Origin of the sequence: Glycomyces arizonensis DSM 44726, from assembly GCF_000482705.1 — a bacterium.
Lineage (GTDB): Bacteria > Actinomycetota > Actinomycetes > Mycobacteriales > Micromonosporaceae > Glycomyces > Glycomyces arizonensis.
On record NZ_AXWO01000034.1, the window covers coordinates 24,740 to 51,218 of the forward strand.

The following is a 26,479-nucleotide window of genomic DNA, read 5'->3' on the forward strand; positions in this document are numbered from 1 at the left end:
CCTGGGGCGCCTGGGCACGCTGTTGACAGCGAAACGACCGGCCCGTATGTAGAGTGATCATGGAAGCCTTCCCCCAAACCTCGAGGTGACCTCATGGAGTGGCTCTGCGTACTGATCGTCCTCGCCGTCATCGCCGGCGTCGGGTGGTGGCTGTGGCGCCGCCGCCAGCACGAGCGCGAGCAGGAGGAGACCGCCGCCGCCAACCGGCCGGTCGACCCGTTCGCCGACACCGACACCGACGTCCTGCGCGGCGACCCCACGCGCGTCAAGGCCGGCGACCTCGTCGAGGCCTACGGCAAGACGCTCGCCGTGCGCGGCACGCTGCGCCTGAGCGAAGGCGACTACGCGTGGTCCGAGCACTTCCTCGACACCGGCACCGGCGTCAAGCGCTGGCTGTCGGTCGAGGCCGACCCCGACGTCGAGCTCGTCCTGTGGGAGGAGGTCCCCGACTCCGACCTCCGGCCCGGCCCCCGGGAGCTCAGCTTCGAGGGCGAGTCGTACCGCTCCGACGAGCAGGGCACCGCCCGCTACACCAGCGAGGCCACCACCGGGCTCGCCGACACCGGGACGCTGCGCTACCACGACTACGCCGGACCGGCGGGCCAGAAGCTGTCGTTCGAGGCCTTCGGCGACGGAGCCAGGTGGGAGTTGGCGAAGGGCCTTACCCTGGACCGGAATCAGATCACCATCTACCACCAAAGCGAATCTTGATAACTTCACTCACCGTTCCCTACGTCGACGTCTCGGCCGGATCGCTGACGTTCCGCCCGGACGCCCCCTCGATGCCCGTGCTCGACCAGATCGACCGCGACGCCGGACCCCTCCGGCTGTCGCTGCGGCTGCTCGGCGCCAGCCACCAGGCCGTCGTCGCCACCCCCGACGGGCTCATCGCCGAGACCCTCGCCTACCGCGACGACCTCGCGCCCGACCTGCCCGAGCAGTTCAGCCAGCGCGTCGGCGCCTGGCAGCACCGCTACACGTGTGCCGTCGAGCACCTCACCGTGCCCGAGCTGCGCGCCCGCGTGCGGGAGCTGCACGCCCGGAGCGAGGAGGACGATCTCCTCATCGGCGTGTTCGGCGACCGGCCCGACGCGGTCACGGCCCTGGAGGTCACGGGCACCGCGCCGCTGACCTGGCGCACCGTCCACACCTATCCGCAGCACGGCCAGACCGTGACCACCACCGGCGTCGTCGCGCCCGTAGGCTGAGCACGACACCACCACTCGAAGGACACATCCATGCACACCAACGGCGACGAACCGGCCCCTCGCCGCTCGAGCGGCCTGAACTGGAAGCACTGGACGGTCATCGGCGTCGTACTCGCCCTGTGCTGCGGCGGCCTGGCATTCACCATGGTCGACTTCAGCAACCCGACCGGTTACATCCAGAGCACCTACACCCGCGCCTCGAACCTCGACGAGGGCGGCGGCAAGGCCTACACCTCGTCGCTGTCCCCCGCCAGCGTCGCCGACGACATCGACGACGCCGAGGAGGCCAGGGACGAGCGCAAGAAGGGCGACACCTACTTCCTGCAGTACAAGGACAACATCGTGTCCGTCGAGCCCTACCGGAACGGCTCGAAGATCCTGCTGTTCAAGTACCGCGACGGCTACCACCACTACTCATCCGTGTTCCTCCTGTGGGGCTGGTCGTCCTCGCCCCCGTCGCCGTTCCGGGGCGGCGGCCCCGGCAGCGGCAAATAAGCCCGAAACAACCTGAAAGGCAGCCTCATGTTCGAAGACTTCGGCAACGCCGTCGCCGGCGCCCTCGCCTACAGCGCCGTCGGCATCGCGCTGATGGTGCTCGGCTTCTTCATCGTCGACTGGCTCACCCCCGGCAAGCTCGGCGAGCTCATCTGGTCCGAGCGCAACCGCAACGCGGCGCTCCTGCTGGCCTCCAACACCCTCGGCGTGGGGCTGATCGTGGTCGGCGCGATCTGGGCCTCCGAGGGGAACCTGGCCGAGGGCATCGTCTCCACGCTGGTGTTCGGCGTGATCGGACTGGTCGCCATGGCGGTCGCGTTCATCGTGCTGGACCTGCTGACGCCCGGCAAGCTCGGCGACATCGTCTGCTCCGACGAGACTCAGCCCGCGGTGTGGGTGAACTCGGCGATGCACCTGGCATTGGGCGGCGTCATCGCCATGGCTTTGTCTTGAGCGCGCAGGCCGCGCCCGCACCGTCCGAGGCCGCGAAAGCGGCGCCGAAGCGGGGCCGGTTCGCCCGGACCGGCCTGCTCGCGGCGGCGTTCACGGTCTCGGCGTGCGGGCTGGTCTATGAGCTGGCGCTGATCACGCTCGGCTCGTACCTGGTGGGCAACACCGCGACGCAGGCGTCGATCGTGCTGAGCGTCATGGTGTTCGCGATGGGCCTGGGCGCTCTGGGGGCGAAGCCGTTCCAGAGGCGCCCGGCGCTGTCGTTCGCCGTCATCGAGCTCGCGCTCGCCTTCCTGGGCGGGTTCAGCGTTCTGCTGCTGTACGCGGCGTTCGCGTTCACCAGCCTCTACAGCCTGCCGCTGGTGGCGGTGGCGTTCGTGATCGGCCTGCTGGTCGGGGCGGAGATCCCGCTGCTGATGGAGCTGCTCCAGCGCATCAGGAAGCAGGCGGCCGGGGCGGCGGTGGCCGATTTGAACGCCGCGGACTACCTGGGCGGCCTGATCGGCGGCCTGGCGTTCCCGTTCCTGCTGCTGCCGGTGTTCGGGCAGATCAGGGGCGCGCTGCTGGTCGGCGCGGTCAACGCGGTGGCGGGCGTCGTGCTGGTGTTCGTCCTGTTCCGCGGCGACCTGTCGAAGGCGTCGAAGCAGCTGCTGGCAGTGGCGGCGGGGGTCATGGCGGTGCTGCTGGTGGGGGCGTTCGTCTACACCGACCGGTTCGAGACGGCCGCGCGGCAGGCGCTGTACGAGGACCCGATCGTCTACAGCCAGGACTCGCAGTACCAGCAGGTGGTGCTGACCGAGTCGGCCTCGCCGTTCGGCGAGAACGACCTGCGGCTGTACCTCAACGGCGACCTTCAATTCTCCTCAGTGGATGAATACCGGTACCACGAGGCGCTGGTGCACCCGGTCATGGACGGCCCGCGCGGCGACGTCCTCGTCCTGGGCGGCGGCGACGCGCTGGCGCTGCGGGAGATCCTCAAGTACCCCGACGTCGAGTCGGTGACCCTGGTCGACCTCGACGAGGCCGTCACGGACCTGGCTCGCGACTTCGACGACCTCGTGGAGCTCAACGGCGACGCCCTGAGCGACCCGCGGGTGCGCGTGGTGAACGCGGACGCCTTCACGTGGCTGCGCGAGCACGGCGGGGCCTACGACGTGATCGTGGTCGACATGCCCGACGCGGACTCGACGGAGACGGCGAAGCTGTACTCGGTGGAGTTCTACGCGCTGGCCGGGGCCCACCTGAGCGAGGAGGGGCGCATGGTCGTGCAGAGCGGCTCGCCGTACTTCGCCCCCAAGACCTACTGGACGATCGCCGCGACGCTCGGGGAGGCCGGCTACGCGTCGACGCCCTACTGGGTCTCGGTGCCCTCGTTCGGCGACTGGGGCTTCCTCGCGGTGCAGGCGTCGGGGACGGCGCCGGAGCTCTCGCTGGACGAGAGCGTGGGGCCGTTCAGGTCCCTGACGCCCGAGCTGCTCGAAGCGGCCCAGGTCTTCCAGCCCGACCGGGACCGGATGGACATGGAGCCGTCGACGCTCATGCACCCGATCATCCTGGAGATCGTGAAGGACGAGTGGCGCAACTACTGAGGCGCGGTTGGTATCGTCGTGCGAACGAGCCTCAGCAGCCACTCCCGTCGCTGAGGCGCCAGACTCAGGAGCGACCATGCACCCCACCCACCCCCAGCAGGCCCCTGCGCTGATCACGGTCCGGCACAAGCCGTCCAACAGCGTGCTGTTCATCGTCTTCGGCTCGGTCCTGCTGGCGCTCAGCCTGGCGCTGCTGTTCGCCGACCGGTTCTCCGTGTGGATCGCCATCGGCCCGCTGTTCATCGTCGCGGGCATCCTGTCCCGCTCGGCGCCGTTCATGACCTTCGACATCGCACAGGGGAACCTGTACATGCACAACCTGTTCGGCGGCCGGGTCCGCAAGTGGGGGGCGATCAAGAGCGAGCGGATCGTCTTCGACGGCGCGAACCTCGTGCGCCTGCGCGCCGACGGCACGCAGAAGAAGGTCCGCACCTCCGCGGGCCGCCCCGAGGACGTCCAGTACCTCCAGCAGACCGTGTGGTCGCTCCAGCAGCGCCCGCCCGCCTGAGCGGTCATTGGAGGGCTTCGACGAGGGTGTCCGCGAGGGACCTGGCGTATTCGCCGTCGGGGTCGTAATCGGGGTCGAAGACCGTCAGGTCGAGCCCCGCGCACCGCTCGTCGGCGGCGCAGGTCGTGATGATCTGGCTCAGCTCCCCCAGCGAGATGCCGCCGGGCGCGGGGCCGTCCACGGCGGGCATCACCGAGGGGTCGAGGACGTCGGCGTCGACGTGGAGCCAGAACGTGGCCACCTCGCCCACGGCGTCGAGGGCCCATTCGGCGGAGCGGCCGACGCCTCCGGCGCGCAATTCGGGGACGGTGCGCATGCCGACGCCGGTGGCCTCCAGTTCGACGCGGTGCGTGTCGTCGGTGCGCAGGCCGAGCATGACCAGGTGGTCGGTGTCCACGTACGGGCGCAGGCCGCCGATGTCGGTCAGGTCCGGCTGGCCGCGGCCGGTCGCCAGGGCGAGCTCCTCGGCGGCGGCCGCGCCGACGTACTTGGAGTTGCCCGGGTGCCTGAAGTCGGAGTGGGCATCGACGAATATGAGCCCTCGTGTCCTCCCGTCGCGCTCGGAGCGGCGCCGGGCCGCCAGGACGGGGCCGAGCATGACCGAGCAGTCGCCGCCGAGCACCAGCGGGAATCGGCGTTCGCGCCACAGCCGCTCGACGCGATCGGCGAGCCGCCTGGTGTATTCGGCGATGGCCTTCGCCTGGCCGACGCCGTCGCCGGGCCGCCAGCCGGAGGCGTCGAACCGGGGCGGCGTCAGGCAGCCCGCGTCGAGCGCTCCCAGCCGGTGGAGGAGGCGGTGGTCGCGCAGCGCCCCCGGCGCCTTCGCGCAGCCGGGGACGGTGTGCTGGGTCGGCGGGCGCAGGCCGAGGTTCGACGGTGCGTCGAGTACGGCGACGCGCTTGGACCTGGTCATCGCCAACGCTCACCTCCCCCGGCCCGGGCTCGGCCGATCTGCGCGCCGCAGATGTCGGCTCGGCCGGTCACGCTAGCTAATCACAGCGGACACCGCGTGACCAGGATCGGTGTTCTGAATGTCGTCTCTGTGTGCAAATGTTCTGTCAGAACAGGACCGAGGAGAGCTTGCGGCGGGCCTTGGTGACGGCCGGGTCGTCGGGCCCGGCGATGCTGAACAGCTCCACCAGGCGCTTGCGGACGCGCTCGCGGTCCTCGCCCGCGAGGCGGGCGACCTGCTCGATGAGGCGGTCGTAGGCCTCCTCGGCCTGGCCGGAGAGGATCTGGAGGTCGGCGGCGGCCAAGGCGGCGTCGACGCTGCCGGGATCGGCGTCGGCGATGCGGACGGCGTCCTGCGGCAGGGCCCCGGCGCGGCGCAGCATCCGCACCTGAGCGAGGCCGGACTCGGCCTCGAACGACCCGGGGTTGTTCTTGAGGTACTTGTCGAAGGCGGTCTCGGCGGCGTCGAGGTTGCCGTTGACCATGTGGTCCTCGGCGAGCGCCAGCTCGGGGTCGACCTGCTGGGGGACGTCGACCCCGGCGGCCTGGGCGAGCTTCGCGATCCACTGGCGCAGGCCCTGCTCGGTCTGCGGGCCCTGGACGAGGTCGACGGGGCGGCCCCCGGCGATGGCGACGACGGCGGGCAGCGTCTGGAGCTGGAGGGCGGCGGCGAGCTGCTGGTTGTACTGCACGTCGGCCTTGGCCAGGGTCCAGGCGCCGCCGTCGGCGTGGGCGAGGCGCTGGAGCAGGTCGCGGGCCTCGACGCTCTCGGGGGCCTGGTCGGCCCAGAAGACGACGACGACGAGCGTGTTCAGCGACCGCTCGAGGACTTCGCTCTGGACGGTGGCGTCGGTGACGTCGAGCGCGACGACGCCGGGCGCGGCGCCGGGGGCACCGCCCGGGGCAGCGGCACCCGGCTGCTGGGCCGCGGCGTGCTGCTGCTGTTGCTGGGCGGCGAGGGCGCTCAGGTCAACGGCGCTGCCGGAGAATCGTGACGGTACGTTGTCGCTCATGGTCGTGATTTTCCCATTCCGGTTGGTGACCTGCGTTCGGGGATGCGGCGGTGTGGGCCCGGTCAGCCCCGGCCGGCGGCCTCGTCGCGTCCTTTGACGGCGAGCCGGTCGGCCCGTTCGTTGCCGGGGTCGCCCGCGTGGCCGCGCACCCAGCGCCAGTCGACGTCGTGGGGCGCGGCGGCCTCGTCGAGCCGCCGCCACAGGTCGGCGTTCTTGACCGGCAGCTTCTGCGAGTTGATCCAGCCGTTGCGCTTCCAGCCGTCCATCCAGGACATGATGCCGTTGCGGACGTACGAGGAGTCGGTGTAGAGGACGACCGTCATGGGGCGCTTGAGGGTCTCCAGCGCCTGGATGGCGGCGGTGAGCTCCATCCGGTTGTTCGTGGTGGCCTTCTCGGAGCCGTAGAGCTCCTTCTCGTGTCCGCCCCACTTGAAGTAGGCGCCCCAGCCGCCCGGGCCTGGGTTGCCCGAGCAGGCGCCGTCGGTGTAGATGACGGCGATGTCCTCGTGATCGTCCGATTTCGGCATGATCGCAAGCCTAACCCGCCCGCGGCGGCCCCGCTCCGCCGCCGGGCCGCCGTGTCGGGCACGGCTCAGCCGGTGAGGGCGAGGGTGGCCTCGATGCCGAGGAAGACACCGATGACGATGAAGACGACGGCCGAGCCCCAGCGGATGAACCGCTCGGGGATGTGCCTGGCGACCCAGGCGCCGGCGAAGACGGCGAGGAGGTCGGCGGCGAGCATGCCTGCGGTGGCGCCGATCCACACGCCCCAGGGGTTGTTCTGGCTGCCGAGGGCCATCGACAGGATCATGGTCTTGTCGCCCAGCTCGGCCAGGAGCATCGCGCCGATGACGGTGAGCAGGCCGGACCGGCGCTCCTTGACGGCGTGCTCGTCGTCATCGTCGTCCTCGCCGCGCAGGGCCCACAGGCCGAAGCCGATGAACAGGACGGCGGCGGCGAGGCGGATCCAATCGGTGGGCAGGAAGTTGCCGAGAGCGGCGCCGACGCCGACGGAGAGGCCGATGAGGATCGCGATGGCGATGAACATGCCGAGGATGACGCTGCGGAGCCGGTAGCGGGTGGCGAAGGTGAGGGCCATGAGCTGGCTCTTGTCACCCATCTCGCCGACGAAGATGGCGCCGAAGCCGAGCCCGACGGCGGTGAAGAGTGCTTCCATAGGGGCTGTCCTCCCAGTTCACGGCCGGGAGAGGGCAGCGCTGACCTCGACCCGGCGGATTGCCTTGGTCGAAGGTCTCGCTCGCCTCCTCGCGGAGGCCGCACGGCCGGGCGGATTGCCAGTGTGTCGACCGCGACGTTGGGAGCTACTCCCCTTCTGCGCGCTCGACTATACGCCGTCCCTCGATGCGGCGGCCGCGACCGGCTCGTGAGGTGCCCCACGGTCGGGGCGGCGCAGGACCCGGCGCATGGTGATCGGGCCCGCCGCGAGGGTGAAGACCGACAGGGCCGCGGGCACCATCAGGCCGATGGTGAGGTTCGTGCCTTCGGCGAGGTAGCCGATGGCGGCCGGGCCGAGGAGGAGCCCGGCGCCGCCGGACATGGACATCACGGCGATCTGCGAGGGCGAGCCTCCGGCCTCGCCGATGGCGCTGAACAGGACCGGGACGATGATGGCGATGCCGCACCCGGCGAGGATCCATCCGGCCCAGGCGAGCGGGAGGCCGCCGACCGCACCGGAGGCGAGGACGAGGGCGTACCCGGCGGTGGCGGCCGCACCGGCCCAGAACATCGTGGGCCCGGGGCCGAGTCGGGCGCGGATGGGGTCGCCCGCCAGGCGCAGGACGGTCATGACGCAGCCGAACACGGTGTAGGACAGGGGCGCGAGGGCGGCGTCGGCGTCGAGGACGCGGGCGGCGTGGAGGTTGGCCCAGTCGCTCGCGCCCGACTCGATGAGGGTCCCTGCGGCGCCGAGGGCGAACATCGCCGCGAGCAGGCCCGCGCCGATGCGCCCCGCGCGTCCCGAGGCGCCGCCCGTCGCCTCGCTCGGGGGCGGCAGCAGCGGCCGCGCGAAACCGGCGAACGCGGCCGCGGAGGCGATCCCGGCGGTGACCAGCATGGCCTCGCTGCCCAGGCCCATGGTGAGGCCGAAGGAGGTGAGCGCTCCGGCGGCGGCGCCGCCGAGGCTCCAGAAGCCGTGGAAGGACGAGATGATGGGCCGCCCGTAATAGTGTTCGAGCTCGACGGAGTGGGCGTTGGTGCCGACTTCGACGAAGCTGACGCCGAGGCCGTAGACGACGGCGCCCGCCAGGAGCGTCTCGTAGGTGGGCGCGATGGCGGGGGCGACGAGCGCGAGCTGCGTGAACGGCCCGATCCAGCGGAGCAGTCGTCTTGTGGTGATCTTGTCGGCGATCCTGCCCGCGATGAACATGGTGCCGAGGCCGACGACCTGGATGAGCAGCAGCACGGTGCCGAGCCGGGCCTCGCCGAGGCCGAGGCGGGCGTCCACGGAGGGGAGCGCGGCGGCCCAGGCGCCCATGACGAAGCCGGAGGTGGCGAAGCATCCGAAGACGCCGATCCTGGCGCGCCTGAGGCCGGCGGTGTCGGGATTCATGTGGGTCCTAGCGGTTGTTTTGTTCTTACTGAGAACATAACATGGGGGAAGGCCGCCCGCAATGGCGATGCCGATGGCGGCGTCGCCCGTTTCGAAGGATGGGACATACTGCGTGCCATGGCGACCATGACGAGCGCTGATCTCCGCGTCCACAATCAGGCGCGACTGCTGCGCGCCGTCCACGATGCCCCCGAGCCGCTGACGCGGGCCGCCGCGGCCCGCCTGCTCACCATCGGCCGCAACACCGCCGGCGCGCTCGTCGGCGAACTGGAGCGGGCCCGCCTGCTGCACGAGATCCCGGCGGCGTCGACCGGACGCGGGCGCCCGACGACGCTGCTCGTCCCCCACCCCGAAGGACCGCTCGCGTTCGCCGCCGACATCCGCGAGGACTCCTGGACGCTCGCGCAGATCGCCCTCGGCGGGGAGCTCACCGAGCTCGAGAGCGGCGAGCACGATCGGACTCCGGCCGTGTTCACGCAGATCAGAGAGGCCGTGGAAAGGCACGCGACGGACCGGCTCGCGGCGGTGGGCATCGCGATAGCGGGGCCGATCTGGGACGGGCGGTGGCTGCACATCTCGCACCTGGGCTGGGACGCGGTGGACCTCGACGAGCACCTCGGCGACGCGTGGCCGACGGTGATCGGCAATGACGCGCGCCTGGCGGGACTGGCCGAGGCGCGGCGGGGGGCGTTGCGCGGCACCGGGACGGCGATGCACTTCCACATCGACTTCGACATCGGAGGGACGCTGCTGCTCGCCGGGGACTCGCAGGGCGGGGCGCACAACATCGCCGGAGAGTTCGGGCACATGCCGCTGACCGGCTCGCCGCTGCGGTGCATGTGCGGCGCGCTCGGATGCTGGAGCCTGGACGTGGGCACCAACGCGCTGATGCGCCGCTTCGGCAAGGCGCCGGGGTACGGCGCGGGGAGGGAGCTCGGCCGAGAGGTGCTGAGGCGGGCGGAGGAAGGGGACGCGAAGGCGGCCAAGGCGGTGGACGACAACGCCGCCGCGCTGGGACGCGGACTGGGCGCGCTGGCGAACGCCCTGGACCCGGAGGCGATCAGCCTCTCAGGACTCGGGGTGGACCTGATCAGACTGCGGAGGAGCCTCATAGAGGAGACGTGCGAGGCGGGCCTGATGGCGTTCAGAAGGAGCGAAGCGCCCCCGATCGTGGCGGGAACAGTCGGCGAGATCGGCCCGCTGAGAGGAGCCGCGGAGATCGCCTTCGACGAGGTCCTGACACCGGAATGGCTCGGAAGCAGGCTCTGAGCCGGATCGGGCGGTCGGCCCCGAACGGGGATCCCATCGGTCGCCGCGCGTTCTTCCGGTCGATCCGCGAAGGCCCTCGGCCCCCGGGCGGCGGATGAAGTTCGCCGGCTCGCGACACCGCCCCGCGAGGACGGCGAAGGGGCCCTTGGCGGCATGCGCCGCCGAGAGCCCCCGTCTGCACGATCAGCGCTAGAGCGAGCCCTCCAGGTGGTGGTACACCTGGTTCCAGCGCAGCTGCTGCTTGAACTCGCCGACCGTGGTGCCCTCGCCGATCGTCACCAGTTCGATCCCGGCGATCTCGGCGAAGTCCTCCATGACCTCGCGGCCGAAGGCCTGCGTGAAGCTGGTGTGGTGCGGCCCGCCCGCGGTCAGCCACGACTCGGCCGAGGTCGCCAGGTCCGGCCTGGGCTCCCACACGGCGCGCGCCACCGGCAGCTTCGGCAGGTCCTGCTCCGGCTCGACCGCGTCGACCTCGTTGGCCACCAGGCGCATCCGCGTGCCGAGGTCCATGAGGCCGACGGCGAGCGCCGGGCCGGGCGGGGCGGTGAAGACCAGGCGCACCGGGTCCTCGCGGTCGCCGATGCCCAGCGGGTGGATCTCGCACGTGGGCTTGGCCGCGGCGATCGAGGGGCACACCTCGAGCATGTGCGCGCCCAGAATCTGCGGGGACTCCGCGCCGAGGTTGTACGTGTAGTCCTCCATGAAGGACGTGCCGCCGTCCAGGCCGGTGGACATGACCTTCATCAGGCGCACGAGCACGGCGGTCTTCCAGTCGCCCTCGCCGCCGAAGCCGTAGCCCTCGCCCATGAGCCGCTGCACGGCGATGCCCGGGAGCTGGCGCAGCGCGCCGAGGTCCTCGAAGGTGTCGGTGAAGGCCTTCGCGCCGAGTTCTTCGAGGAACGAGCGCAGGCCCAGCTCGATGCGGGCCGCCTCGCGCAGCGAGTCGTGGCGCCCGCCGCCGGACCGCAGCTCGGCCACGACGTCGTAGAGGTCCTCGTACTCGGCGACCAGGCCGTCGATCGCCTTGTCCTCGATCTGCCCGACGCGCTCGGCGAGCTCGTTGACGCCGTACGTGTTGACCTCGACGCCGAGCTTGATCTGGGCCTCGACCTTGTCGCCCTCGGTGACGGCCACCTGGCGCATGTTGTCGCCGAAGCGGACCAGCTTGAGGTGCTGGGCCTCGTTCCAGCCCAGGGCGGCGCGGGTCCAGTCGCCGATCCGCCGCTGCACGGCCGCGTCGGCCCAGTGCCCGACGACGGTCTTGCGGCGGTGGCGGAGCCTGGTGAGGACGTACCCGAACTCGCGGTCGCCGTGGGCGGCCTGGTTCAGGTTCATGAAGTCCATGTCGATGTCGGCCCACGGCAGGTCGACGTTGTGCTGGGTGTGCAGGTGCAGCAGGGGCTTCTGGAGCACGCCGAGCCCGGCGATCCACATCTTCGCCGGCGAGAAGGTGTGCATCCAGGCGATGACGCCGATGCACGACTCGTCGGAGTTCGCCTCCAGCATGACCCGGCGGATCTCGTCGGGGGTGGTCAGGACGGGCTTGGCGACGACCTGGACGGGAATCGCCCCCGCGCCGTCGAGCCCGGCGACGATGTCGGCCGAGTTCTGCGCGACCTGGCCGATCGCCTCCTCACCGTAGAGGTGCTGGCTGCCGGTGACGAACCACAGTTGCTTGGCTTGCATTTACTTCTCCTCGGGGGCCGGCTGCTGGCCGTAGACGTTCTGGTAGCGGTCGTAGAGCGCGTCGACGTGCTGGGGCGCGATCGGGACGGGCTCGCCGAGCTGGCGCGAGATGTGGACGGTGCGGGCGACGTCCTCGCACATCACGGCCGCCTTCACGGCGGCCTTCGGGCCCTTGCCGATGGTGAACACGCCGTGATTCTGCATGATGACCGCCGGGGAGCGGTGGCCTTCGAGGGTCTGGACGATGCCCCGGCCGATGTCGTCGGAGCCGATGAGCGCGAACGGGCCGAGCGGGATCTCCCCGCCGAACTCGTCGGCCATCGCGGTGAGCACGCACGGGATGGGCTCGGCGCGGGCGGCCCAGGCCGTGGCGTACGGGCTGTGGGTGTGGACCACGCCGCCGACCTCGGGCATGTGGCGGTACACGTAGGAGTGGCTCTCGGCGTCCGAGGAGGGCGAGAGGTCGCCGTCGAGGACCTTGCCGTCGAGGTCGGTCACCACCATCAGCTCGGGGCGCAGGTCGTCGTAGGACACCCCGCTGGGCTTGATGACGACGATGTCGGTCCCCGGGACGCGCCCGGAGACGTTGCCGCTGGTCCAGGTCACCAGGCCCCAGCGGAGGAGTTCGGCGTGCAGGGCGCACACCTCGGCCTTCGTCTCCTCGACGGCCGCGGTCGTCTTGAAGGTCATTTCCCGGCCTCGCTCATGGTCTTGTGGTGTCTTCCGGTCATCGGCCCGCCTCGTTCGCGATCCTGTGCAGCTTGTGGAGGGCGTCCGAGCCGCCGCGGCCGAAGTGGTCGTGCAGTTCGGCGTAGATCGCGTACAGCTCGTCGTAGGCGTCGGCCCGCGCCTCGTCGGGCGTGTAGGCGGCCCGCTCGACCTTGCCCATGGCCTCGGAGGCGGCCTGGATGTCGGGGTAGGCCCCGGCGGCGACGGCCGCGTGGATGGCCGAGCCGAGGGCGGGCCCCTGCTCGGAGGTCAGGACCGTGATGGGGCGGCGCAGCACGTCGGCGTAGGTCTGCATGAGCCACTTGTTCTTGAGCAGGCCGCCGGCGGCCACGAACTCGTCGATCGGGACACCGGACTCGACGAGGGTCTCGACGATCACGCGGGTGCCGAAGGCGGTGGCCTCGACGAGGGCCCGGTAGATCTCCTCGGGCCGCGTGGCGAGGGTCAGGCCGACGATGACGCCGGAGAGGTCGTGGTCGACCAGGACCGAGCGGTTGCCCGACTGCCAGTCGAGGGCCACCAGGCCGTGCTCGCCGACCGCCTGCCCGGCGGCGAGGTCGGTGAGGTACTCGTGGACCGAGAGGCCGCGCTCGGCGGCCTCGGCGACGTATTCGCCGGGCACCGCCGTTCGAGTGAACCAGGCGAAGATGTCGCCGACGCCGGACTGGCCGGCCTCGTAGCCCCACAGGCCGGGGGTGATGCCGTCGCGGACGACGCCGCACATGCCCGGCGCCTCGGTGAGCTGCTCGCCGTTGACGACGTGGCAGGTGCTGGTGCCCATGATGGCGACGAGCTGTCCGGGGCCGACGGCCTTGGCGCTGGCGGCGGTGACGTGCGCGTCGACGTTGCCGATCGCGACGGTGGTGCCCTCGTTGAGGCCCGTCCAGGCCGCGGCCTCGGCGCTCAGGCCGCCGGCGCGGTCGCCGAGGGCCGAGAGCGGGAAGTCGAGCTTGTCGCAGAAGTCGGCGAAGCCGGGGTTGAGCGCGGCCAGGTAGTCGCTGCTGGGGCGCTTGCCGTCCTGGTAGATGCCCTTGTAACCGGCGGTGCAGACGTTGCGGGTCTCCTCGCCGCACAGCTGCCACACGATCCAGTCGGCGGCCTCGATCCAGCGGTCGGCGCGCGCGTAGACCTCGGGGTCCTCCTCGAGGACCTGGAGGCCCTTGGCGAACTCCCATTCGCTGGAGATCTTGCCGCCGTAGCGGGACAGCCAGGTCTCGCCGCGCTCGGCGGCGAGGGCGTTGATGCGGTCGGCCTGGGGCTGGGCGGCGTGGTGCTTCCACAGCTTGGGCCAGGCGTGCGGGCGGGCGGCGAGCTCGTCGAGCTCGGACAGGGGGGTGCCGTCGGCGGTGGTGGGAAGGACGGTGCAGGCGGTGAAGTCGGTCGCGACGCCGATGACGCGGTCCGCGCTCACTCCGGCCGCGGCCAGGGCCTCGGGGACGGCGTGGCGGAGGACGTCGCGCCAGTCGTCGGGCGATTGCAGCGCCCAGCTGCGGGGGAGTCGCTCATCGGTGCCGGGCAGGCGCTCTTCGATGGCGCCGTGGCGGTAGACGTGCTCGGCGCTGGCGAGCTCGCGCCCGTCGGCGACGGACGCCACCACGACGCGGCCCGAGAGCGTGCCGAAGTCGATCCCGATAGCAACGGCATCGGTGTCGCTGCCGGTCATTCAAGCCTCCTTGGGGGTGAACCACATATTCGGTTGACCGTTCACACTGCCTGGTTGAGGCGACATGTCGATCATTGCGCACTGGTGAATACCCCACAACTTAACGCATATGAAGGCCCCGGACCACAACCGGTGCGGCGGCCGTCCACCAGGCGGCCGCCCGACGTGCCGGAGTGTGGCGCGGTTAACTCTCTCCGTGCTCTGACCGTTTCCTGGGTCGGGACGTGCCCGAGTGCGGCGTGGTCGACCTCAAGGCCGCTGTCCGACGCCGGTGGCGAACTCGGCGAGCCGGCCGCCCTCGATCTCGGTCTGGAGCGGCGGCGTCGGGCCGCCCGCGCCGGTGCGCAGGCCCGCGATGAACTCGCCGAGCGCCTCGTCGGCGGTGTGGTGGGACACCCATCCGAGCTCGCGTCGGACGCGGGCGGTGTCCATGACCGGGAGGCGCTTGATGAGGTCGAGCAGTTCGGGCGGGGCGGGCACCATCCGCGCCCGCCAGGCCGCGGCCAGGGCGGCGCGGGCGGCGGCGAAGGGCATCGGGACGGGCCGGGCGCCGAGCATGGCCGCGACGGCGCGCATGTCGGTCATCGACTCGCCCGCGACGTTGAAGGCGCCCGAGGCGGTGCCGAACAGGACCGAGCGGAACGCCTCGGCGAGGTCGTCGGCGTGGACGGCCTGGAAGCGGACGCCGTCGACGACGGGCATGGCGGGGACCAGGCGCGGGCGGACGAGGCGGCCGGGCAGGAGCGGGCCGGCGAACAGGCGGCGCTGCTCGGCGGCGGCCTTGCGCTTGAACACGAACGCCGGGCGCATCCGCGCGGTCCTGACCTCGGGATTGGCGGCCTCGAACAGGTCGAGGAGGCGTTCGACGTAGGCCTTCTCGCGGGTGTAGGCGGCGCCGGGCCAGCCGTCGGTCGGCCAGGTCTCGTCGACCGCGCGGTGGTCGACGCGCGGGGAGTAGGCGCCGACCGAGGAGCTGTGGACCAGGGTCTTGGCGCCGCTGCGGGCGACGGCGTCGAACAGGCGCTTGGAGCCGAGGACGTTGGTGCGCCAGGTGGTGAAGGGGTCGCGGGTGGGCTGCATCAGCCAGGCGAGGTGGACGACCGCGCCGCGGCCTTCAAGGAGCGGCGCGAGGTCGTCCTCGGTGAGGTCGGCGCCGACGAACGACGTCTTGGCGACGTGCCACTGCGGCACCCGCTCGGCGATGCCCAGCACGGAGGCGACGCGGTCGTCGCGGCTGAGCAGCCTGATCAGGCTGGTGCCGATGTTGCCGGTGGCGCCGGTGACGGCGATGTGCAGTCCATCCATGCGGGCCGTGTACCCGCCTGCGCTCGTTGCCAACCGGCACCGCTCAGTGCCTGGTTCGTCACCCTTCGTGCCGCATGTCGCCCGTGCTGCCCGAATCGACCAGAGGACGCAGGTCGTCGGGGAGCGCGTCGCGGACGCGGTCCATGACGGCCCCGGTGGTGGCCTGGTCGACGAGTTCGAACACGACGCGGCTGTGGTAGATCGCGTTCGGTTCGTCGGTGTGCTCGCGCGCGGCGACGCGGTGGGCGAACTCGTCGAACCCGAAGTGCTCGCCGGTGCCCTCGCCGCTGGAGCTGGCGGCGCGCCGCAGGTGCTCGCCGATCTCGGTGGGCAGCTGCGCGGCCACGTGCATCGCGAGATGGTCCGGGATGCGCTCGCCGAGCGTCTCGAGCGTGGCGCGGGTGGCGCCCTCGGCGGCGCCCCGGCTGGGCAGGCGGGCCCGGTCCTGCACGAGCCCGATGAAGTGATCGTGTTGCATGGCTCCCCCTTGAGCTTTCCCTGTGCGTCGAGTGCGGCGGGTACCCCTGCCCTGGGGCCCTACACGCCTCCCTCCACCGGCGGCCCGGGGCCCCCGCACGCCGCAGTTCGCGGCGCGGTTAGCGGCTGGGGCCGCGGGTATCCGGCGCACGGCGCCGGACCGGCAGGAGGTCCGGCTTCGGACAGGAAGGGTGTTTCGATGAGCCAGCCCGCACAGCAGCAGGAGCCTCCCGGCCGCACCTCCGAGATGCGGCCCCAGCCGCGCGACTCCATGGAGGACTACGAGGGCCGGGGGCTGCTGAAGGACCGCCGGGCCCTGATCACCGGCGGGGACTCGGGGATCGGACGGGCCGTCGCGGTCGCCTTCGCCAAGGAGGGCGCCGACGTCGCCATCGCCTATCTCGAGGAGCAGGAGGACGCGGAGCGGACCGCCGAGCTGGTCGAGGCCGAGGGGCGCCAATGCGCGCTGCTGCCGGGCGACCTGGCCTCGGCCGAGCACTGCGCGAGCGTGGTGGACCAGACCGTGCAGGCGCTGGGCGGGCTCGACCTGCTGGTCAACAACATCGCCACGCAGCATCCGGTGGAGCGCCCCGAGGAGATCACCGACGAGCAGTGGACGCACACGTTCGACGTCAACATGCACAGCTACTTCCGGGTCACCAGTGCCGCGCTGGCGCATCTGGGCGAGGGCGACGCGATCGTGAACACCAGCTCGGTCAACGGCCTGCGGGGCAACAAGAGCCTGATCGACTACTCGGCCACCAAGGGCGCGATCATCGCGTGGACGTATTCGATGGCGCAGGTGCTGGCGCCCAGGGGCATCCGCGTCAACTGCGTCGCGCCCGGTCCGGTGTGGACGCCGCTGATCCCGTCGACGCTCTCGGAGAGCCACGTGGAGCATTTCGGGGAGAACCAGCCGCTGGGTCGGGCGGCCGAGCCGGACGAGCTCGCCCCCTCGTACGTGTTCCTGGCGGCCAACCGGCTCTCGTCGTACTACAGCGGCGAGGTCATCGCGGCACTCGGCGGGGAGACCATGCCCGGCTGAGCCGCCGTTGCGAGTGGCACAGCCGAGTGGTCCGGCCGAGCGGCGGTCTACCCCGTTCGGCCTCGGGCAGCGAAGCGGGCGGACAAGGCGGACACTGCCGAGCCCGGATGCCGTGTCGGCATCCGGGCTCGGCACTGCTCGGCCGGCGGTCGGACCGGGTGGATGCTCCCCGGCCGGTCCGTCGGCCGGCGTCTCAGCAGCGCACTTTTCAACCGTGCATCAGGCGGCTCAGTCCCGACCGTCCGCGGCGCGGCATCCGCCGGGAGGTCACCGAGGCGACCATGCCCTTGGCGTCGGCGAGTCGGCGCTGCGCTTCCTTGCGCCGCTGCTTGGCGGCGTCCTTCATGCGGTCCTTGCCGTCCTTGCGGCGGCCTCGGACCACCTTCATGCCGATCAGGACCGCGGTCGTCGCCCCCGCGGCCGCGACGACGACCGTGAGGGGGTGGCGGCGCACCGGCGCGAAGGGGCCGGAGGCCGTCATGGACCCGTCCGCGTCCCCGTGGCCGAGGCCGAACCTGTGGCGCAGGTCGACCACGTCCTGGTTGAGCCGGTCGCGGGTGCGATCGGCGTCGCGGCGCAGGTCAGAAGTCGAGACGTGCTGGGCGGCCTCGGCGTCCTCGCGGGCCCACCTGCGGTGGGTCGGCGAGCGCTCGGGGTCCTCTGCCTCGGGTTCCTTGTGCATGCCCACGGCCGGCGGGGGCGAGACGCCCGCGCTGGGGGGCACGGCCTCGCCCGGCGGTACCGTCCAACCGCTCATCGCTCCATCCTTCCGCTCATGGCCCGGACGTCCTCGCGGGCGTTGTCCATCGTCTCGTCGGGGGTCGGCGGCATGGCGCGCTTCAGCTTCGAGCGGGCGGCCATGGCGATGATGCCGGCCAGAATGAACAGCGCCACGCCGACGACGATGGCAGCCAGCCAGCCCGGCCACACCAGCCACAGGGCGAACACCGCGGCGCTCGCCAGGGCGGCCCCGCCGTAGATCGCGATGACTCCGGCGACGGCGAACAGCCCGCCGCCCATGGCGCCGCGCTTGGCCTTGTCGGTGACCTCCCGGGCGGCCAGCTGGGCCTCGACCCGGGCGAGATGTGCGACCTGCGAGGTCAGGTCCCCGACCAGGTCGGTGACGGAGCGGTCGCGCTCCTCCCAGTCCCGCCGCCTGGCGGCGGTGTCGTCGTGCTGCTCGTCGGTTCGAAAGGTCATCCCCTCGGGATCGCGTCGAACCTCCATCGTCACTCCCTCTCCTCGAGCGCTCAGTGGTGGCGCTTCAGCGCCTTCTTGAGCTCGTCCTTGTTCATCTTGGAGCGGCCCTTGATGTTCTCGCGGCGGGCGTCCTGGTAGAGCTGCGCCTTGGTGCGGCCCTGCGGCCCGGTCCTGTTGCCGGAGCGCTTGCCGCCGCGCTTGTAGGCCGACATGTCCTCGGTCGAGGTGCGGCTGGCCGTCTTGGTCTCACCGGCTTGGGCGCGCTGCTTGTTGACGGTGCGCGCGGCGATCTCCTCCGCGCGGTCGTTGCTGGCACCGCGCTTCTTCTCGCTCTTCTTGATGTCCTTGTACTGCCGTTCTTCTTTGGCAGTCCAGTGCTGTTGCGGCATGGCCTGTCACCTCCGGCTGTGAGGGTTCCCCGCGTCCGGCGCAGAAAACCTCGCCGTATCGGACACTCCGGCGGCCGGTGGCGGCATGCGGTGGCAACGTGCGGTGGCGGCATGCGGTGGGCGCTTCAGTGACGCGGTGCGGCAAGCGGTGCCGCCTCGGCGGGAGCCGGGCCCGACGTGTCGTTTCGCCGCTCGCGCCACGGGTACCCGGATCGCCCGCGCTCGCGAGGGCATCACGCGATGCGCGCACTCCGATCCGCCGTCCGAAGAAATCAGTCCGCGCACGCGAGGGCATCGGTGGTTCCCGCCCCGTTCCGGTGGGAACCCGACGGGTCGGCCCGCGCGCTCGAAGGCCGCGCACTCGAAGGCACTGGGAGGAACCTCATGACCGAGACCATGCCGCACCCCGCCGAGACGGACCGGGTGGTGCGTCCGTCGCAGGCGAGCGTCTTCGAGACGCTCGAGGTCGCCGCGCGGGTCGTCGTGCCGACCGTCGCCGTCGGCGTCGTCAAGCGCCGACCGCTGATGATGGCCCTCGCCGAGCGCTTCCAGGTCGACCGGTCCGCGATCCGGCTGCTCCAGCGCCTGCGCGACGACCACGGCTCCAGGCCGCTGCGCCTGGCCGTCCCGGGCCGGACGATCGTGGTGCTCCTGTCGCCGGACGACGTCGCCCGCGTCCTGGCCGAGACCCCCGACCCGTTCAGCCCCGACACGGTCGAGAAGCACGCCGCGCTCGGGAAGTTCCAGCCGCACGGCTCGCTGGTCTCGCGGAACCGGCCGCGCCGGGAGCGCCGCCGCTTCAACGAGGCGGTCCTGGAGGAGCACCGGCCGCTGCACCACCTCGCCGCGCCGATGCTCGCCAGGATCAACGAGGAGTGCGACCATCTCGCCGAGGAGGCGCAGGCCGCGGGCAGGCTCGACTGGCGCCGGTTCCAGCGCTCCTGGAACCGGCTGGTCCGCCGCGTCGTCTTCGGCGACGCCGCCGCCGACGACCGCGCCGTGACCGCCGCGCTCAACGCGTTGCGCCGCAGCGCGAACTGGGCGTACCTCACCCCCCGCCGCGAACAGATCCGCGAGGCGCTCACCGAGCGCCTGCGCGAGTATCTCGACCGCGCCGAGAGCGGCACGCTGGCCGCCGCCATCGCCCGCGAGGACCCCGACCCGGCGGTCCACCCGGCCGACCAGGTCGCGCACTGGCTGTTCGCGTTCGACGCCGCCGGGATGGCGCTGATGCGCACGCTCGCGCTGCTGGCCGTGAACCGGGGCCACCGGCACGTGGCCCGCTGCGAGCTGGGCGCCTCCGCCCCCGACCTGCCCGAGGAGCTGCCGTACCTGCGCGCCTGCGTCCTGGAGTCGCTGCGCCTGTGGCCGACCACGCCGCTGCTGCTGCGCGAGAGCACCACCGAGACCCGTTGGGGCCCTGAGACACTGCCGGAGGGCACCTCGTTCGTCATCTACACGCCGCTGTTCCACCGCGACCGCGAGCGCCTGCCGTTCGCCGACCGGTTCTCCCCGGACGTCTGGACCGACGGCACCGCCGAGGCCGACCCCGCGCTCGTGCCGTTCAGCGGCGGGCCCGCCCGCTGCCCGGCCGAGAATCTCACGCTGTTCACCGTCACCAGCGCTCTGGCGCGGCTGCTGCGGCACGGCGAGTATCGGCTCGCCTCAGGGCATCCGCTCTACACCGGCAGGCCGGAGCCGGCCACGCTCGACCCGTTCTCCCTGTCGTTCAACACCACCGCGATGTGAGCCACGGCTCCGAGACGACGCGCATACTTCCGCTCCCGAGGGGTAGTCACGTCCCGAGAGTCAAGGACGTTGCGAAACCGAACGGGAGGAGTCTGGACATGGCTACCGCACGCGACATCATGCACCCGAACGCGCAGTGCATCCAGAGCCACGACACGGCCGCGAACGCCGCGAGGGCCATGGCGGAGTACGGCATCGGGGCGCTGCCGATCTGCGACGCCGAGGGCCGCATCAAGGGCATGGTCACCGACCGGGACCTGGCGGTCCAGGTGATGGCCGCCGGCTACGACCCGGAGAGCTACGAGGTCGGCGACCTGCCGCAGACGCAGAGCCTGGTCCTGGCCGAGGCCGACGAGGACGCCGACATGACGCTCGCGAAGATGTCCGAGCGCCAGATCAGGCGCGTGCCGGTCATCGAGGACGGCATCGTCATCGGCATCATCGCGCAGGCCGACGTCGCCCGCTCCCTCCCCGAGCCGGTCGTCGGCGGGGTCGTCAGCGCCGTCTCCGAACCCGGCGGCCACCACTGAAGCCGCGCATAGCCAACGGGGGCCATCACGGGGGATGGTGCCGCCGGCCCGGGATCCGACCGAAGGGGGAAGGTCGGGACCGGGCCGGCGGCTTGCTCGCTGCCCGATTCGCATGAGGGGAAGCCCGAGTCGGCGGCCCGGCCGTCCGCTCGGCCCCACTCGGTTCGCAGGGGGCGGTCCGGTTCGGCTGCTTGACGGAAGCGACCGGCCCGTCGCGGCCGTGAACGACGAGGCGAGGGGCGCCCGATCCGGGCCGCCCCTCGCCTCGTCGTTCCTCGGACGGTCAGCCGGCGGGTCCTCGTGCCGTGTCGACGTCGTGTGAGGTGTGCTCGGTGGGTCTGGTGCGCAGCGCCAGCCCGAGCGGGATCATGATCGCGGCCAGCACGATGTGGAGCCAGTTGTCGGCGGTGTTCACCGGCAGGAAGTTGGCGGCGTCGCCCTCGCCGACGAAGAAGCCGTAGACGCCGAGCACCAGGTAGAGCAGGCCGCCGCCGACCAGGAACACCCGGGCGCCCATCGCGTACCACGACATGAACATGCCGATCAGGCCGAAGGCCAGGTGGACGAGGTTGTGCACGACCGACACCTCGAAGAGCCCCAGGAGCTTCGCGTCGGAGTGGTGGCCGGCGATCTCCAGATCGCCGTAGTCCGTGGTGACGCCGGGCAGGAATCCCAGCACTCCCACCAGCACGAACGCCAGTGCCACGAAGATCGCCGCGTTCTGCACCGGCGTGGTGTTCCGTTTGTCGACGCGGGCGTGCGGGTGGTGCTGTGCCTTCGCCATCGTCTTCGCCTCCTCGTTGCGCGGCGGCGACGCAATGGCAGGCCCCGGGGGGCCGGTCGCCGCCGCTCGGCGAGTACCCCGCTGAGCGCCCACGACACCTGGGCCGCAGCGGGATGAAGCGGTTTCACCCGCCGAGGCGTCGGGTAGCCCCCGGTCCTAGGGCCGCGAGGCCGAAGTCTGGATGAGAAGGATCCCCGACGTGACCACCACCGAAAGCCGCACCATCGACCTGGCCGAACTCGCCCAGCAGCTGCGCGTGGACGCGGTGCGCTGCTCGAACCGAGCGGGGTCGGGGCACCCGACGTCTTCCATGTCGGCCGCCGATCTCATGGCGGTGCTGCTGGCCAAGTACTACAAATACGATTTCGACAATCCCGACCTGCCCGGCAACGACCGACTGATCTTCTCCAAGGGGCACGCCTCGCCGCTGCTGTACGCGATGTACCACGCCGCGGGCGTCATCGACGACGATGAGCTCATGACGTACCGGCGCCTGGGCAGCCCGCTGGAGGGCCACCCGACGCCGCGCCTGCCTTGGGTGGACGTCGCCACCGGCTCGCTCGGCCAGGGGCTTCCCTACGGCGTCGGCATGGCGCTGGCCGGGCGGCGCCTCGCCGACGTGTCGTACCGGGTGTGGGTGCTGTGCGGCGACAGCGAGATGGCCGAGGGCTCGATGTGGGAGGCGTTCTCCGCGGCGTCCTTCGAGGGGCTCAGCAACCTGACGGCGATCATCGACGTCAACCGGCTGGGCCAGCGCGGGCCCACCCGCTACGGATGGGACACCGGGACCTATGCGGAGCGGCTGCGCGCGTTCGGGTGGAACACCGTCGAGATCGACGGCCACGACACCGCGCAGATCGACCGGGCGTACACCGAGGCCGAGGAGACGCCCGACCGGCCGACGGCGATCGTCGCCCGCACCGTCAAGGGCAAGGGCGTCGAGGCCGTCGAGAACAAGGAGGGCAAGCACGGCAAGCCGCTGAAGGACCCCGATGAGGCGGTCGCGGAGCTGGGCGGGGTGCGGAACCTGCGCGTGCGGGTCGCCGAGCCGACCGACCGCGGCGGCAGGCCCGAGCGGCCCGGCCACGCGGTGCACCTGCCGGAGTTCGAGGTCGGCTCGAAGGTGGCCACCCGGGACGCCTTCGGTCAGGCGCTCAAGGCGGTCGGCGACGCCAGTCCGGACGTGGTGGTCCTCGACGGCGAGGTCGCCGACTCCACGCGCACGCAGGCCTTCGCCGACGCCCACCCCGACCGGTTCTTCGAGTGCTACATCGCCGAGCAGCAGCTGGTCGCGAACGCCGTCGGGATGCAGGCGCTGGGGTGGGTGCCGTACGCATCGACGTTCGCGGCGTTCCTGACGCGGGCCCACGACTTCCTGCGGATGGCCTCGATCGGCAACGCCGACATGCGGATCGTCGGCTCGCACGCCGGTGTCTCCATCGGACGCGACGGGCCGAGCCAGATGGCGCTGGAGGACCTGGCGATGATGCGTCCGCTGTGGCGCAGCGTGGTGCTGTACCCGTGCGACGCGAACCAGTGCGCGCACCTGACCTCCACCATGGCCGATCTGCCGGGCATCAGCTACCTGCGCACCACCAGGGGCGAGACGCCCGTGATCTACCGGCCCGGGGAGCTGTTCCCGGTGGGGGGCAGCCGGACGCTGGTGGCCTCCAAGCACGACCGGGTCACGATCGTCGCGGCCGGGATCACCGTCTCCGAGGCGCTGTCGGCCGCCGACCGGCTCGCCGACGTCGGCATTCCGGCCAGGGTCATCGACGCCTACTCGGTCAAGCCGATCGACACCTCGACGCTGCGGCAGGCCGCGGCCGACACCGGCCGGATCCTCACCGTCGAGGACCACTGGCCGGTCGGCGGCCTGGGCGACGCCGTCCTGGACGTGATCGCCGGTCAGATGCCGTCGACCAGGTTCGCCAAGCTGGGCGTGCGCGGGATGCCCGCCTCGGCGAGCCCGGCCGAGCAGCTCGCCGCCGCCGGGATCGACGCGGACGCGATCGTCCACGCCGCGCAGCAGCTCGTGGCGTGAGCCAAGGAGTAGACGCCGGGGCGGGGGGTATTCCCGGTGCGCACCGGTCGGGCCGGGGCGGGTGCTGGAGCAGATCCGCCTCGGCAGAACCGGATATGAGCGGAGCTACAAGGGGGAGCTGAGGGAAATGGCGACGGCGAAAGACATCATGCATGCGGGCGTCACGTGCGTCCGCAGCGACGACACCGCCGCGAACGCGGCCAGGATGATGGCCGAGATGAACGTGGGCTGCCTGCCGGTCTGCGGCGCCGAGGACGAGAAGATCAAGGGCATGGTCACCGACCGCGATCTCGTGGTCAGCGTGATGGCCAATGGGAAGGACCCCGAGCGGTACACGGTCGACCGGTTGCCGCAGGGGCACCTCATCCTGGCCGACGCCAACGAGGACGCCGCGGCCACGATCGCGAAGATGCGCGAGGCGCAGGTGCACCGCGTCCCGGTGATCGAGGAGGGCCGGCTGGTGGGCATCATCGCGCTGGCCGACGTGGCCCGGCAGATGCCGGAGCCGGCCACCGGCGAGCTGGTGGGGTCGATCTCGCAGCCGTAACGGGCCGCTTCGCAGAGGAACGTCGAACGGGCACCGCGCCATTCGCACGGTGCCCGTCGTCGTATGTGGAATCGAGCTCAGTGGTGCTGCTCGGCGCCGATGAACTCGGCGGCCTTGCGCAGGTCCACGAGCATCTCCGCGAAGGCGGCCTTGCGCTCCGAGTCGCGCAGGCGCAGCACCGAGGAGGGATGCACGGTGGCGAGGAGGCTCGTGGACTCGTCGAGCCCGTCGAATTCCAGGTCGTGGACGATGCCGCGCTGCGTGGTCACCCGGAACTCCGGGCCCATCAGCGATTGCGCGGCCGTCGCGCCCAGGGCCACCACCAGCTCGGGACGCACGGCGTTGAGTTCGGCGATGAGCCACGGGCGGCAGGCGGTCGTCTCTCCGCGCGTCGGCTTCTTGTGGATGCGCCGTCCGCCCTCCTGGAGTTGGGCGAACTTGAAGTGCTTGACCGCGTTGGTCACGTACGCGTCGTCGCGGTCGATGCCGGCCTGGTCGAGCGCGCGGTCGAGCAGGCCGCCGGACGGGCCGGTGAACGGCCTGCCGGTCTTGTCCTCGTCGTCGCCCGGCTGCTCTCCCACCAGGACGAGGCGGGCGTTTTCGGGACCGGTGCCGAACACCGTCTGGGTCGCGTCGCGGAACAGGTCGCATCCCTCGCAGGTCTCAGAGGCCTCCCGCAGCCGTCCGAGGTCCTCGGACGGCGGGACGAACCGCTCGGCGCCGAGTGCGCGTGGCGTCATCTCGTGCTCCTTCGTCGGGTGTCACCGCAGTTCGCCGGCGGGTACCCGGAGCGCGGCGCGGCGACACCTCCGTTTCGGTCGGTCGGGCGGGGGTACGCCGAGAACCGTTCGAACCGATCACATCTGGAGGACCGATGCCGCACACCGAACAAGGCACCGACCTGATCAGCGTCATCATCCGAGACCACCGTGAGGTCGAGGCGGCGTTCACCGAACTGGAGCGGCACAGGGGGCGGTCCGACGGCCGCAAGGACCTGACCGACCACGTCATCGCCGAGCTCGTGCGCCACGCCGTGGCCGAGGAGGAGTACATGTATCCGGCCGCTCGGGCGAACCTCCCCGACGGCAACAAGCTCGCCGACCACGAGACCCACGAGCACACTGAGGCCGAGGAGGTCATGAAGCGGCTCGAAGGGCTCGTCCCCGAGGACGCGGAATTCGAGCGGATGCTGGGCAGGCTCATGGACATCATCCGCGACCACGTCAAGGACGAGGAGACGGACCTGCTGCCGCGGCTGCAGGAGGCCTGCACGGAAGAGGAGCTTCAGGACCTCGGCGAGAAGGTGACCAGGGCGAAGGAGATGGCCCCCACGCGTCCCCACCCCAATGCACCCGACAAGCCCCCGGCGGACCGCATCCTCGCTCCCGGCGTGGGATTCATCGACAAGATCCGCGACGCGCTGAGCGGGCGCGACGTCTGACGCCTCCCCTGGCGTGACGAGCCGAAGCGGCGGCCCCAGTTCGGGGCCGCCGCTTCGGCTCGTCTCTGTGAGGCGGAGGTCAGGTGGTGGCGTTGGTGAGGCCTTCGCGCAGGTCGTTGAGCATCCGGTTGAGCAACCGCGACACATGCATCTGCGAGATCCCCACCTCCTCAGCAATCTGCGTCTGCGTCATATCCCCGAAATACCGCAACGCCAAAATCCGACGCTCACGCTCCGGCAACCCCTGCAACAAAGGCACCAAAGACTCATGATTCTCCACAAACTCCAACGCCGCATCCTCCGACCCCACCGACTCCGCCAACGACGCCCGCTCCGCATCCTCAAACGGCGGCTCATCCAACGACACCGCCCGATACGCCTGCCGCGCCTCATACCCCTCGGCCACCTCAGCGACACTGATCCCCAAATGCCGCGCCAACTCCTCAGCCGACGCCGGACGACCCAACTCCTGCGCCAACTCCGCATTCCCCTGATTGATCGCCAACCGCAACTCCTGCAAACGCCTCGGCACCCGCATCGGCCACGACGTATCCCGGAAATGCCGCCGCACCTCCCCCATCACCGTCGGCACCGCATACGACAGAAAATCCGCCCCCTGCGCCGGATCGAACCGATCCACCGCATGAATCAACCCCACCGACGCCACCTGCACCAGATCATCCTTCGCGATCCCCTTCCCCGAGAACCGCTGCGCAATATGCTCGGCCAACGGCAGATACCCCGTCACCAACCGATCCCGCACCTCCGCATGCCGCGGATCACCCGCCTCCAACCCCGCCAACTCCACGAACAACGGCGCCAAATGACCGTACTCGTT

At 71.2% G+C, this 26,479-nt stretch carries 29 protein-coding genes; 13 read left to right on the top strand and 16 right to left on the bottom strand.

Going from position 1 to position 26,479, the window contains the following annotated elements:
- Window positions 1-93: 93 nt before the first annotated feature.
- From H613_RS0118990 to H613_RS0119015, 6 genes are all read left to right on the top strand, one after another.
- On the top strand, window positions 94-711 hold the full coding sequence (locus H613_RS0118990) for a DUF4178 domain-containing protein (protein ID WP_026925033.1): 618 nt from the start codon (window positions 94-96) through the stop codon (window positions 709-711).
- Complete coding sequence (locus tag H613_RS0118995; RefSeq protein WP_051393564.1) at window positions 708-1,208, top strand: DUF2617 family protein; 501 nt, start codon at window positions 708-710, stop codon at window positions 1,206-1,208. Before H613_RS0118990 ends, H613_RS0118995 begins: the two co-directional genes overlap by 4 nt.
- Window positions 1,209-1,238: 30 nt before the next feature.
- Window positions 1,239-1,703, top strand: a complete 465-nt coding sequence (locus H613_RS29505; protein WP_051393565.1) for a DUF4247 domain-containing protein — start codon at window positions 1,239-1,241, stop codon at window positions 1,701-1,703.
- Between the two features lie 27 nt (window positions 1,704-1,730).
- A complete protein-coding gene (locus H613_RS0119005; protein ID WP_026925035.1) occupies window positions 1,731-2,156 on the top strand; it encodes a DUF350 domain-containing protein in 426 nt (141 codons plus the stop codon).
- On the top strand, window positions 2,153-3,742 hold the full coding sequence (locus tag H613_RS0119010) for a polyamine aminopropyltransferase (protein WP_026925036.1): 1,590 nt from the start codon (window positions 2,153-2,155) through the stop codon (window positions 3,740-3,742). The genes H613_RS0119005 and H613_RS0119010 overlap by 4 nt, the downstream gene beginning before the upstream one ends.
- 76 nt (window positions 3,743-3,818) lie before the next feature.
- Window positions 3,819-4,250 carry a hypothetical protein gene (locus H613_RS0119015; RefSeq protein WP_026925037.1) on the top strand — a complete coding sequence of 144 codons (432 nt, stop codon included), beginning with the start codon at window positions 3,819-3,821 and terminating at the stop codon, window positions 4,248-4,250.
- Between the two features lie 4 nt (window positions 4,251-4,254).
- On the opposite strand, the gene H613_RS27720 is transcribed toward H613_RS0119015, so the two are convergent.
- The 5 genes from H613_RS27720 to H613_RS0119040 form a co-directional block, all read right to left on the bottom strand.
- Window positions 4,255-5,163, bottom strand: coding sequence for an arginase family protein (locus H613_RS27720; RefSeq protein WP_035738616.1), 909 nt, complete (start codon window positions 5,161-5,163; stop codon window positions 4,255-4,257).
- A 145-nt stretch (window positions 5,164-5,308) separates the two neighbouring features.
- Window positions 5,309-6,214, bottom strand: coding sequence for a co-chaperone YbbN (locus H613_RS0119025; RefSeq protein ID WP_026925038.1), 906 nt, complete (start codon window positions 6,212-6,214; stop codon window positions 5,309-5,311).
- Between the two features lie 62 nt (window positions 6,215-6,276).
- Complete coding sequence (gene rnhA, locus H613_RS0119030; RefSeq protein ID WP_026925039.1) at window positions 6,277-6,741, bottom strand: ribonuclease HI; 465 nt, start codon at window positions 6,739-6,741, stop codon at window positions 6,277-6,279.
- 65 nt (window positions 6,742-6,806) lie between these two features.
- The gene (locus H613_RS0119035) at window positions 6,807-7,391 is read right to left on the bottom strand and encodes a TMEM165/GDT1 family protein (protein ID WP_026925040.1); all 585 of its coding nucleotides are present in this window, start codon (window positions 7,389-7,391) and stop codon (window positions 6,807-6,809) included.
- Window positions 7,392-7,559: 168 nt separating this feature from the next.
- Window positions 7,560-8,783: an MFS transporter gene (locus tag H613_RS0119040; RefSeq protein ID WP_051393566.1), complete on the bottom strand. Its 1,224-nt coding sequence runs from the start codon at window positions 8,781-8,783 to the stop codon at window positions 7,560-7,562.
- A gap of 117 nt (window positions 8,784-8,900) precedes the next feature.
- On the opposite strand from H613_RS0119040, the gene H613_RS0119045 reads away from it, so the two are divergent.
- Entirely contained in the window at window positions 8,901-10,052 is a 1,152-nt protein-coding gene (locus H613_RS0119045) for an ROK family protein (protein ID WP_035738617.1), read from the top strand.
- Window positions 10,053-10,241: 189 nt separating this feature from the next.
- Here the strand turns inward: H613_RS0119045 and araA are convergent, their stop codons facing one another.
- From araA to H613_RS0119070, 5 genes are all read right to left on the bottom strand, one after another.
- On the bottom strand, window positions 10,242-11,738 hold the full coding sequence (gene araA, locus H613_RS0119050) for an L-arabinose isomerase (RefSeq protein WP_026925043.1): 1,497 nt from the start codon (window positions 11,736-11,738) through the stop codon (window positions 10,242-10,244).
- The gene (locus H613_RS0119055) at window positions 11,739-12,428 is read right to left on the bottom strand and encodes an L-ribulose-5-phosphate 4-epimerase (protein WP_026925044.1); all 690 of its coding nucleotides are present in this window, start codon (window positions 12,426-12,428) and stop codon (window positions 11,739-11,741) included.
- 37 nt (window positions 12,429-12,465) lie between these two features.
- Window positions 12,466-14,130: a ribulokinase gene (gene araB, locus H613_RS0119060; RefSeq protein ID WP_026925045.1), complete on the bottom strand. Its 1,665-nt coding sequence runs from the start codon at window positions 14,128-14,130 to the stop codon at window positions 12,466-12,468.
- Between the two features lie 249 nt (window positions 14,131-14,379).
- Window positions 14,380-15,435, bottom strand: coding sequence for an NAD-dependent epimerase/dehydratase family protein (locus tag H613_RS0119065; protein WP_026925046.1), 1,056 nt, complete (start codon window positions 15,433-15,435; stop codon window positions 14,380-14,382).
- A gap of 58 nt (window positions 15,436-15,493) precedes the next feature.
- Complete coding sequence (locus H613_RS0119070) at window positions 15,494-15,913, bottom strand: DUF2267 domain-containing protein (RefSeq protein ID WP_026925047.1); 420 nt, start codon at window positions 15,911-15,913, stop codon at window positions 15,494-15,496.
- Between the two features lie 198 nt (window positions 15,914-16,111).
- On the opposite strand from H613_RS0119070, the gene H613_RS0119075 reads away from it, so the two are divergent.
- Complete coding sequence (locus tag H613_RS0119075; RefSeq protein ID WP_026925048.1) at window positions 16,112-16,957, top strand: SDR family oxidoreductase; 846 nt, start codon at window positions 16,112-16,114, stop codon at window positions 16,955-16,957.
- Between the two features lie 208 nt (window positions 16,958-17,165).
- Here H613_RS0119075 and H613_RS0119080 read toward each other — a convergent pair whose 3' ends face one another.
- The 3 genes from H613_RS0119080 to H613_RS0119090 are packed head-to-tail and all read right to left on the bottom strand — an operon-like array spanning window position 17,166 to window position 18,546.
- Window positions 17,166-17,714, bottom strand: coding sequence for a hypothetical protein (locus tag H613_RS0119080; RefSeq protein ID WP_026925049.1), 549 nt, complete (start codon window positions 17,712-17,714; stop codon window positions 17,166-17,168).
- Complete coding sequence (locus tag H613_RS0119085) at window positions 17,711-18,184, bottom strand: phage holin family protein (RefSeq protein WP_084546773.1); 474 nt, start codon at window positions 18,182-18,184, stop codon at window positions 17,711-17,713. The genes H613_RS0119080 and H613_RS0119085 overlap by 4 nt, the downstream gene beginning before the upstream one ends.
- Window positions 18,185-18,207: 23 nt before the next feature.
- On the bottom strand, window positions 18,208-18,546 hold the full coding sequence (locus H613_RS0119090; protein WP_026925051.1) for a hypothetical protein: 339 nt from the start codon (window positions 18,544-18,546) through the stop codon (window positions 18,208-18,210).
- Between the two features lie 384 nt (window positions 18,547-18,930).
- Here H613_RS0119090 and H613_RS0119095 point away from each other — a divergent pair, with 384 nt between their 5' ends.
- Both H613_RS0119095 and H613_RS0119100 read left to right on the top strand, forming a co-directional pair.
- Window positions 18,931-20,295, top strand: coding sequence for a cytochrome P450 (locus H613_RS0119095; protein ID WP_211234888.1), 1,365 nt, complete (start codon window positions 18,931-18,933; stop codon window positions 20,293-20,295).
- Window positions 20,296-20,393: 98 nt separating this feature from the next.
- Window positions 20,394-20,825, top strand: a complete 432-nt coding sequence (locus tag H613_RS0119100; protein WP_026925053.1) for a CBS domain-containing protein — start codon at window positions 20,394-20,396, stop codon at window positions 20,823-20,825.
- Window positions 20,826-21,108: 283 nt separating this feature from the next.
- On the opposite strand, the gene H613_RS0119105 is transcribed toward H613_RS0119100, so the two are convergent.
- Window positions 21,109-21,609: a DUF4383 domain-containing protein gene (locus tag H613_RS0119105; protein ID WP_026925054.1), complete on the bottom strand. Its 501-nt coding sequence runs from the start codon at window positions 21,607-21,609 to the stop codon at window positions 21,109-21,111.
- A 199-nt stretch (window positions 21,610-21,808) separates the two neighbouring features.
- Here H613_RS0119105 and H613_RS0119110 point away from each other — a divergent pair, with 199 nt between their 5' ends.
- A complete protein-coding gene (locus H613_RS0119110) occupies window positions 21,809-23,653 on the top strand; it encodes a transketolase (RefSeq protein ID WP_026925055.1) in 1,845 nt (614 codons plus the stop codon).
- 127 nt (window positions 23,654-23,780) lie between these two features.
- Window positions 23,781-24,200: a CBS domain-containing protein gene (locus tag H613_RS0119115; RefSeq protein WP_026925056.1), complete on the top strand. Its 420-nt coding sequence runs from the start codon at window positions 23,781-23,783 to the stop codon at window positions 24,198-24,200.
- 77 nt (window positions 24,201-24,277) lie between these two features.
- Here the strand turns inward: H613_RS0119115 and H613_RS0119120 are convergent, their stop codons facing one another.
- Window positions 24,278-24,940: a UdgX family uracil-DNA binding protein gene (locus H613_RS0119120; protein ID WP_026925057.1), complete on the bottom strand. Its 663-nt coding sequence runs from the start codon at window positions 24,938-24,940 to the stop codon at window positions 24,278-24,280.
- 134 nt (window positions 24,941-25,074) lie between these two features.
- Here H613_RS0119120 and H613_RS0119125 point away from each other — a divergent pair, with 134 nt between their 5' ends.
- Entirely contained in the window at window positions 25,075-25,641 is a 567-nt protein-coding gene (locus H613_RS0119125; RefSeq protein WP_026925058.1) for a hemerythrin domain-containing protein, read from the top strand.
- A gap of 79 nt (window positions 25,642-25,720) precedes the next feature.
- On the opposite strand, the gene H613_RS0119130 is transcribed toward H613_RS0119125, so the two are convergent.
- Window positions 25,721-26,479: SigB/SigF/SigG family RNA polymerase sigma factor (locus tag H613_RS0119130; protein WP_026925059.1), on the bottom strand; the 759-nt coding region annotated here is incomplete at its 5' end.

Coding starts and splice junctions, on each gene's coding strand:
- H613_RS0118990 (WP_026925033.1), top strand. CDS start 94: ATGGAGTGGCTCTGCGTACTGATCGTCCTCGCCGTCATCGCCGGCGTC.
- H613_RS29505 (WP_051393565.1), top strand. CDS start 1,239: ATGCACACCAACGGCGACGAACCGGCCCCTCGCCGCTCGAGCGGCCTG.
- H613_RS0119005 (WP_026925035.1), top strand. CDS start 1,731: ATGTTCGAAGACTTCGGCAACGCCGTCGCCGGCGCCCTCGCCTACAGC.
- H613_RS0119015 (WP_026925037.1), top strand. CDS start 3,819: ATGCACCCCACCCACCCCCAGCAGGCCCCTGCGCTGATCACGGTCCGG.
- H613_RS27720 (WP_035738616.1), bottom strand. CDS start 5,163: ATGACCAGGTCCAAGCGCGTCGCCGTACTCGACGCACCGTCGAACCTC.
- H613_RS0119025 (WP_026925038.1), bottom strand. CDS start 6,214: ATGAGCGACAACGTACCGTCACGATTCTCCGGCAGCGCCGTTGACCTG.
- rnhA (WP_026925039.1), bottom strand. CDS start 6,741: ATGCCGAAATCGGACGATCACGAGGACATCGCCGTCATCTACACCGAC.
- H613_RS0119035 (WP_026925040.1), bottom strand. CDS start 7,391: ATGGAAGCACTCTTCACCGCCGTCGGGCTCGGCTTCGGCGCCATCTTC.
- H613_RS0119040 (WP_051393566.1), bottom strand. CDS start 8,783: ATGAATCCCGACACCGCCGGCCTCAGGCGCGCCAGGATCGGCGTCTTC.
- H613_RS0119045 (WP_035738617.1), top strand. CDS start 8,901: ATGGCGACCATGACGAGCGCTGATCTCCGCGTCCACAATCAGGCGCGA.
- araA (WP_026925043.1), bottom strand. CDS start 11,738: ATGCAAGCCAAGCAACTGTGGTTCGTCACCGGCAGCCAGCACCTCTAC.
- H613_RS0119055 (WP_026925044.1), bottom strand. CDS start 12,428: ATGACCTTCAAGACGACCGCGGCCGTCGAGGAGACGAAGGCCGAGGTG.
- araB (WP_026925045.1), bottom strand. CDS start 14,130: ATGACCGGCAGCGACACCGATGCCGTTGCTATCGGGATCGACTTCGGC.
- H613_RS0119065 (WP_026925046.1), bottom strand. CDS start 15,435: ATGGATGGACTGCACATCGCCGTCACCGGCGCCACCGGCAACATCGGC.
- H613_RS0119070 (WP_026925047.1), bottom strand. CDS start 15,913: ATGCAACACGATCACTTCATCGGGCTCGTGCAGGACCGGGCCCGCCTG.
- H613_RS0119075 (WP_026925048.1), top strand. CDS start 16,112: ATGAGCCAGCCCGCACAGCAGCAGGAGCCTCCCGGCCGCACCTCCGAG.
- H613_RS0119080 (WP_026925049.1), bottom strand. CDS start 17,714: ATGAGCGGTTGGACGGTACCGCCGGGCGAGGCCGTGCCCCCCAGCGCG.
- H613_RS0119085 (WP_084546773.1), bottom strand. CDS start 18,184: ATGGAGGTTCGACGCGATCCCGAGGGGATGACCTTTCGAACCGACGAG.
- H613_RS0119090 (WP_026925051.1), bottom strand. CDS start 18,546: ATGCCGCAACAGCACTGGACTGCCAAAGAAGAACGGCAGTACAAGGAC.
- H613_RS0119095 (WP_211234888.1), top strand. CDS start 18,931: ATGACCGAGACCATGCCGCACCCCGCCGAGACGGACCGGGTGGTGCGT.
- H613_RS0119100 (WP_026925053.1), top strand. CDS start 20,394: ATGGCTACCGCACGCGACATCATGCACCCGAACGCGCAGTGCATCCAG.
- H613_RS0119105 (WP_026925054.1), bottom strand. CDS start 21,609: ATGGCGAAGGCACAGCACCACCCGCACGCCCGCGTCGACAAACGGAAC.
- H613_RS0119115 (WP_026925056.1), top strand. CDS start 23,781: ATGGCGACGGCGAAAGACATCATGCATGCGGGCGTCACGTGCGTCCGC.
- H613_RS0119120 (WP_026925057.1), bottom strand. CDS start 24,940: ATGACGCCACGCGCACTCGGCGCCGAGCGGTTCGTCCCGCCGTCCGAG.
- H613_RS0119125 (WP_026925058.1), top strand. CDS start 25,075: ATGCCGCACACCGAACAAGGCACCGACCTGATCAGCGTCATCATCCGA.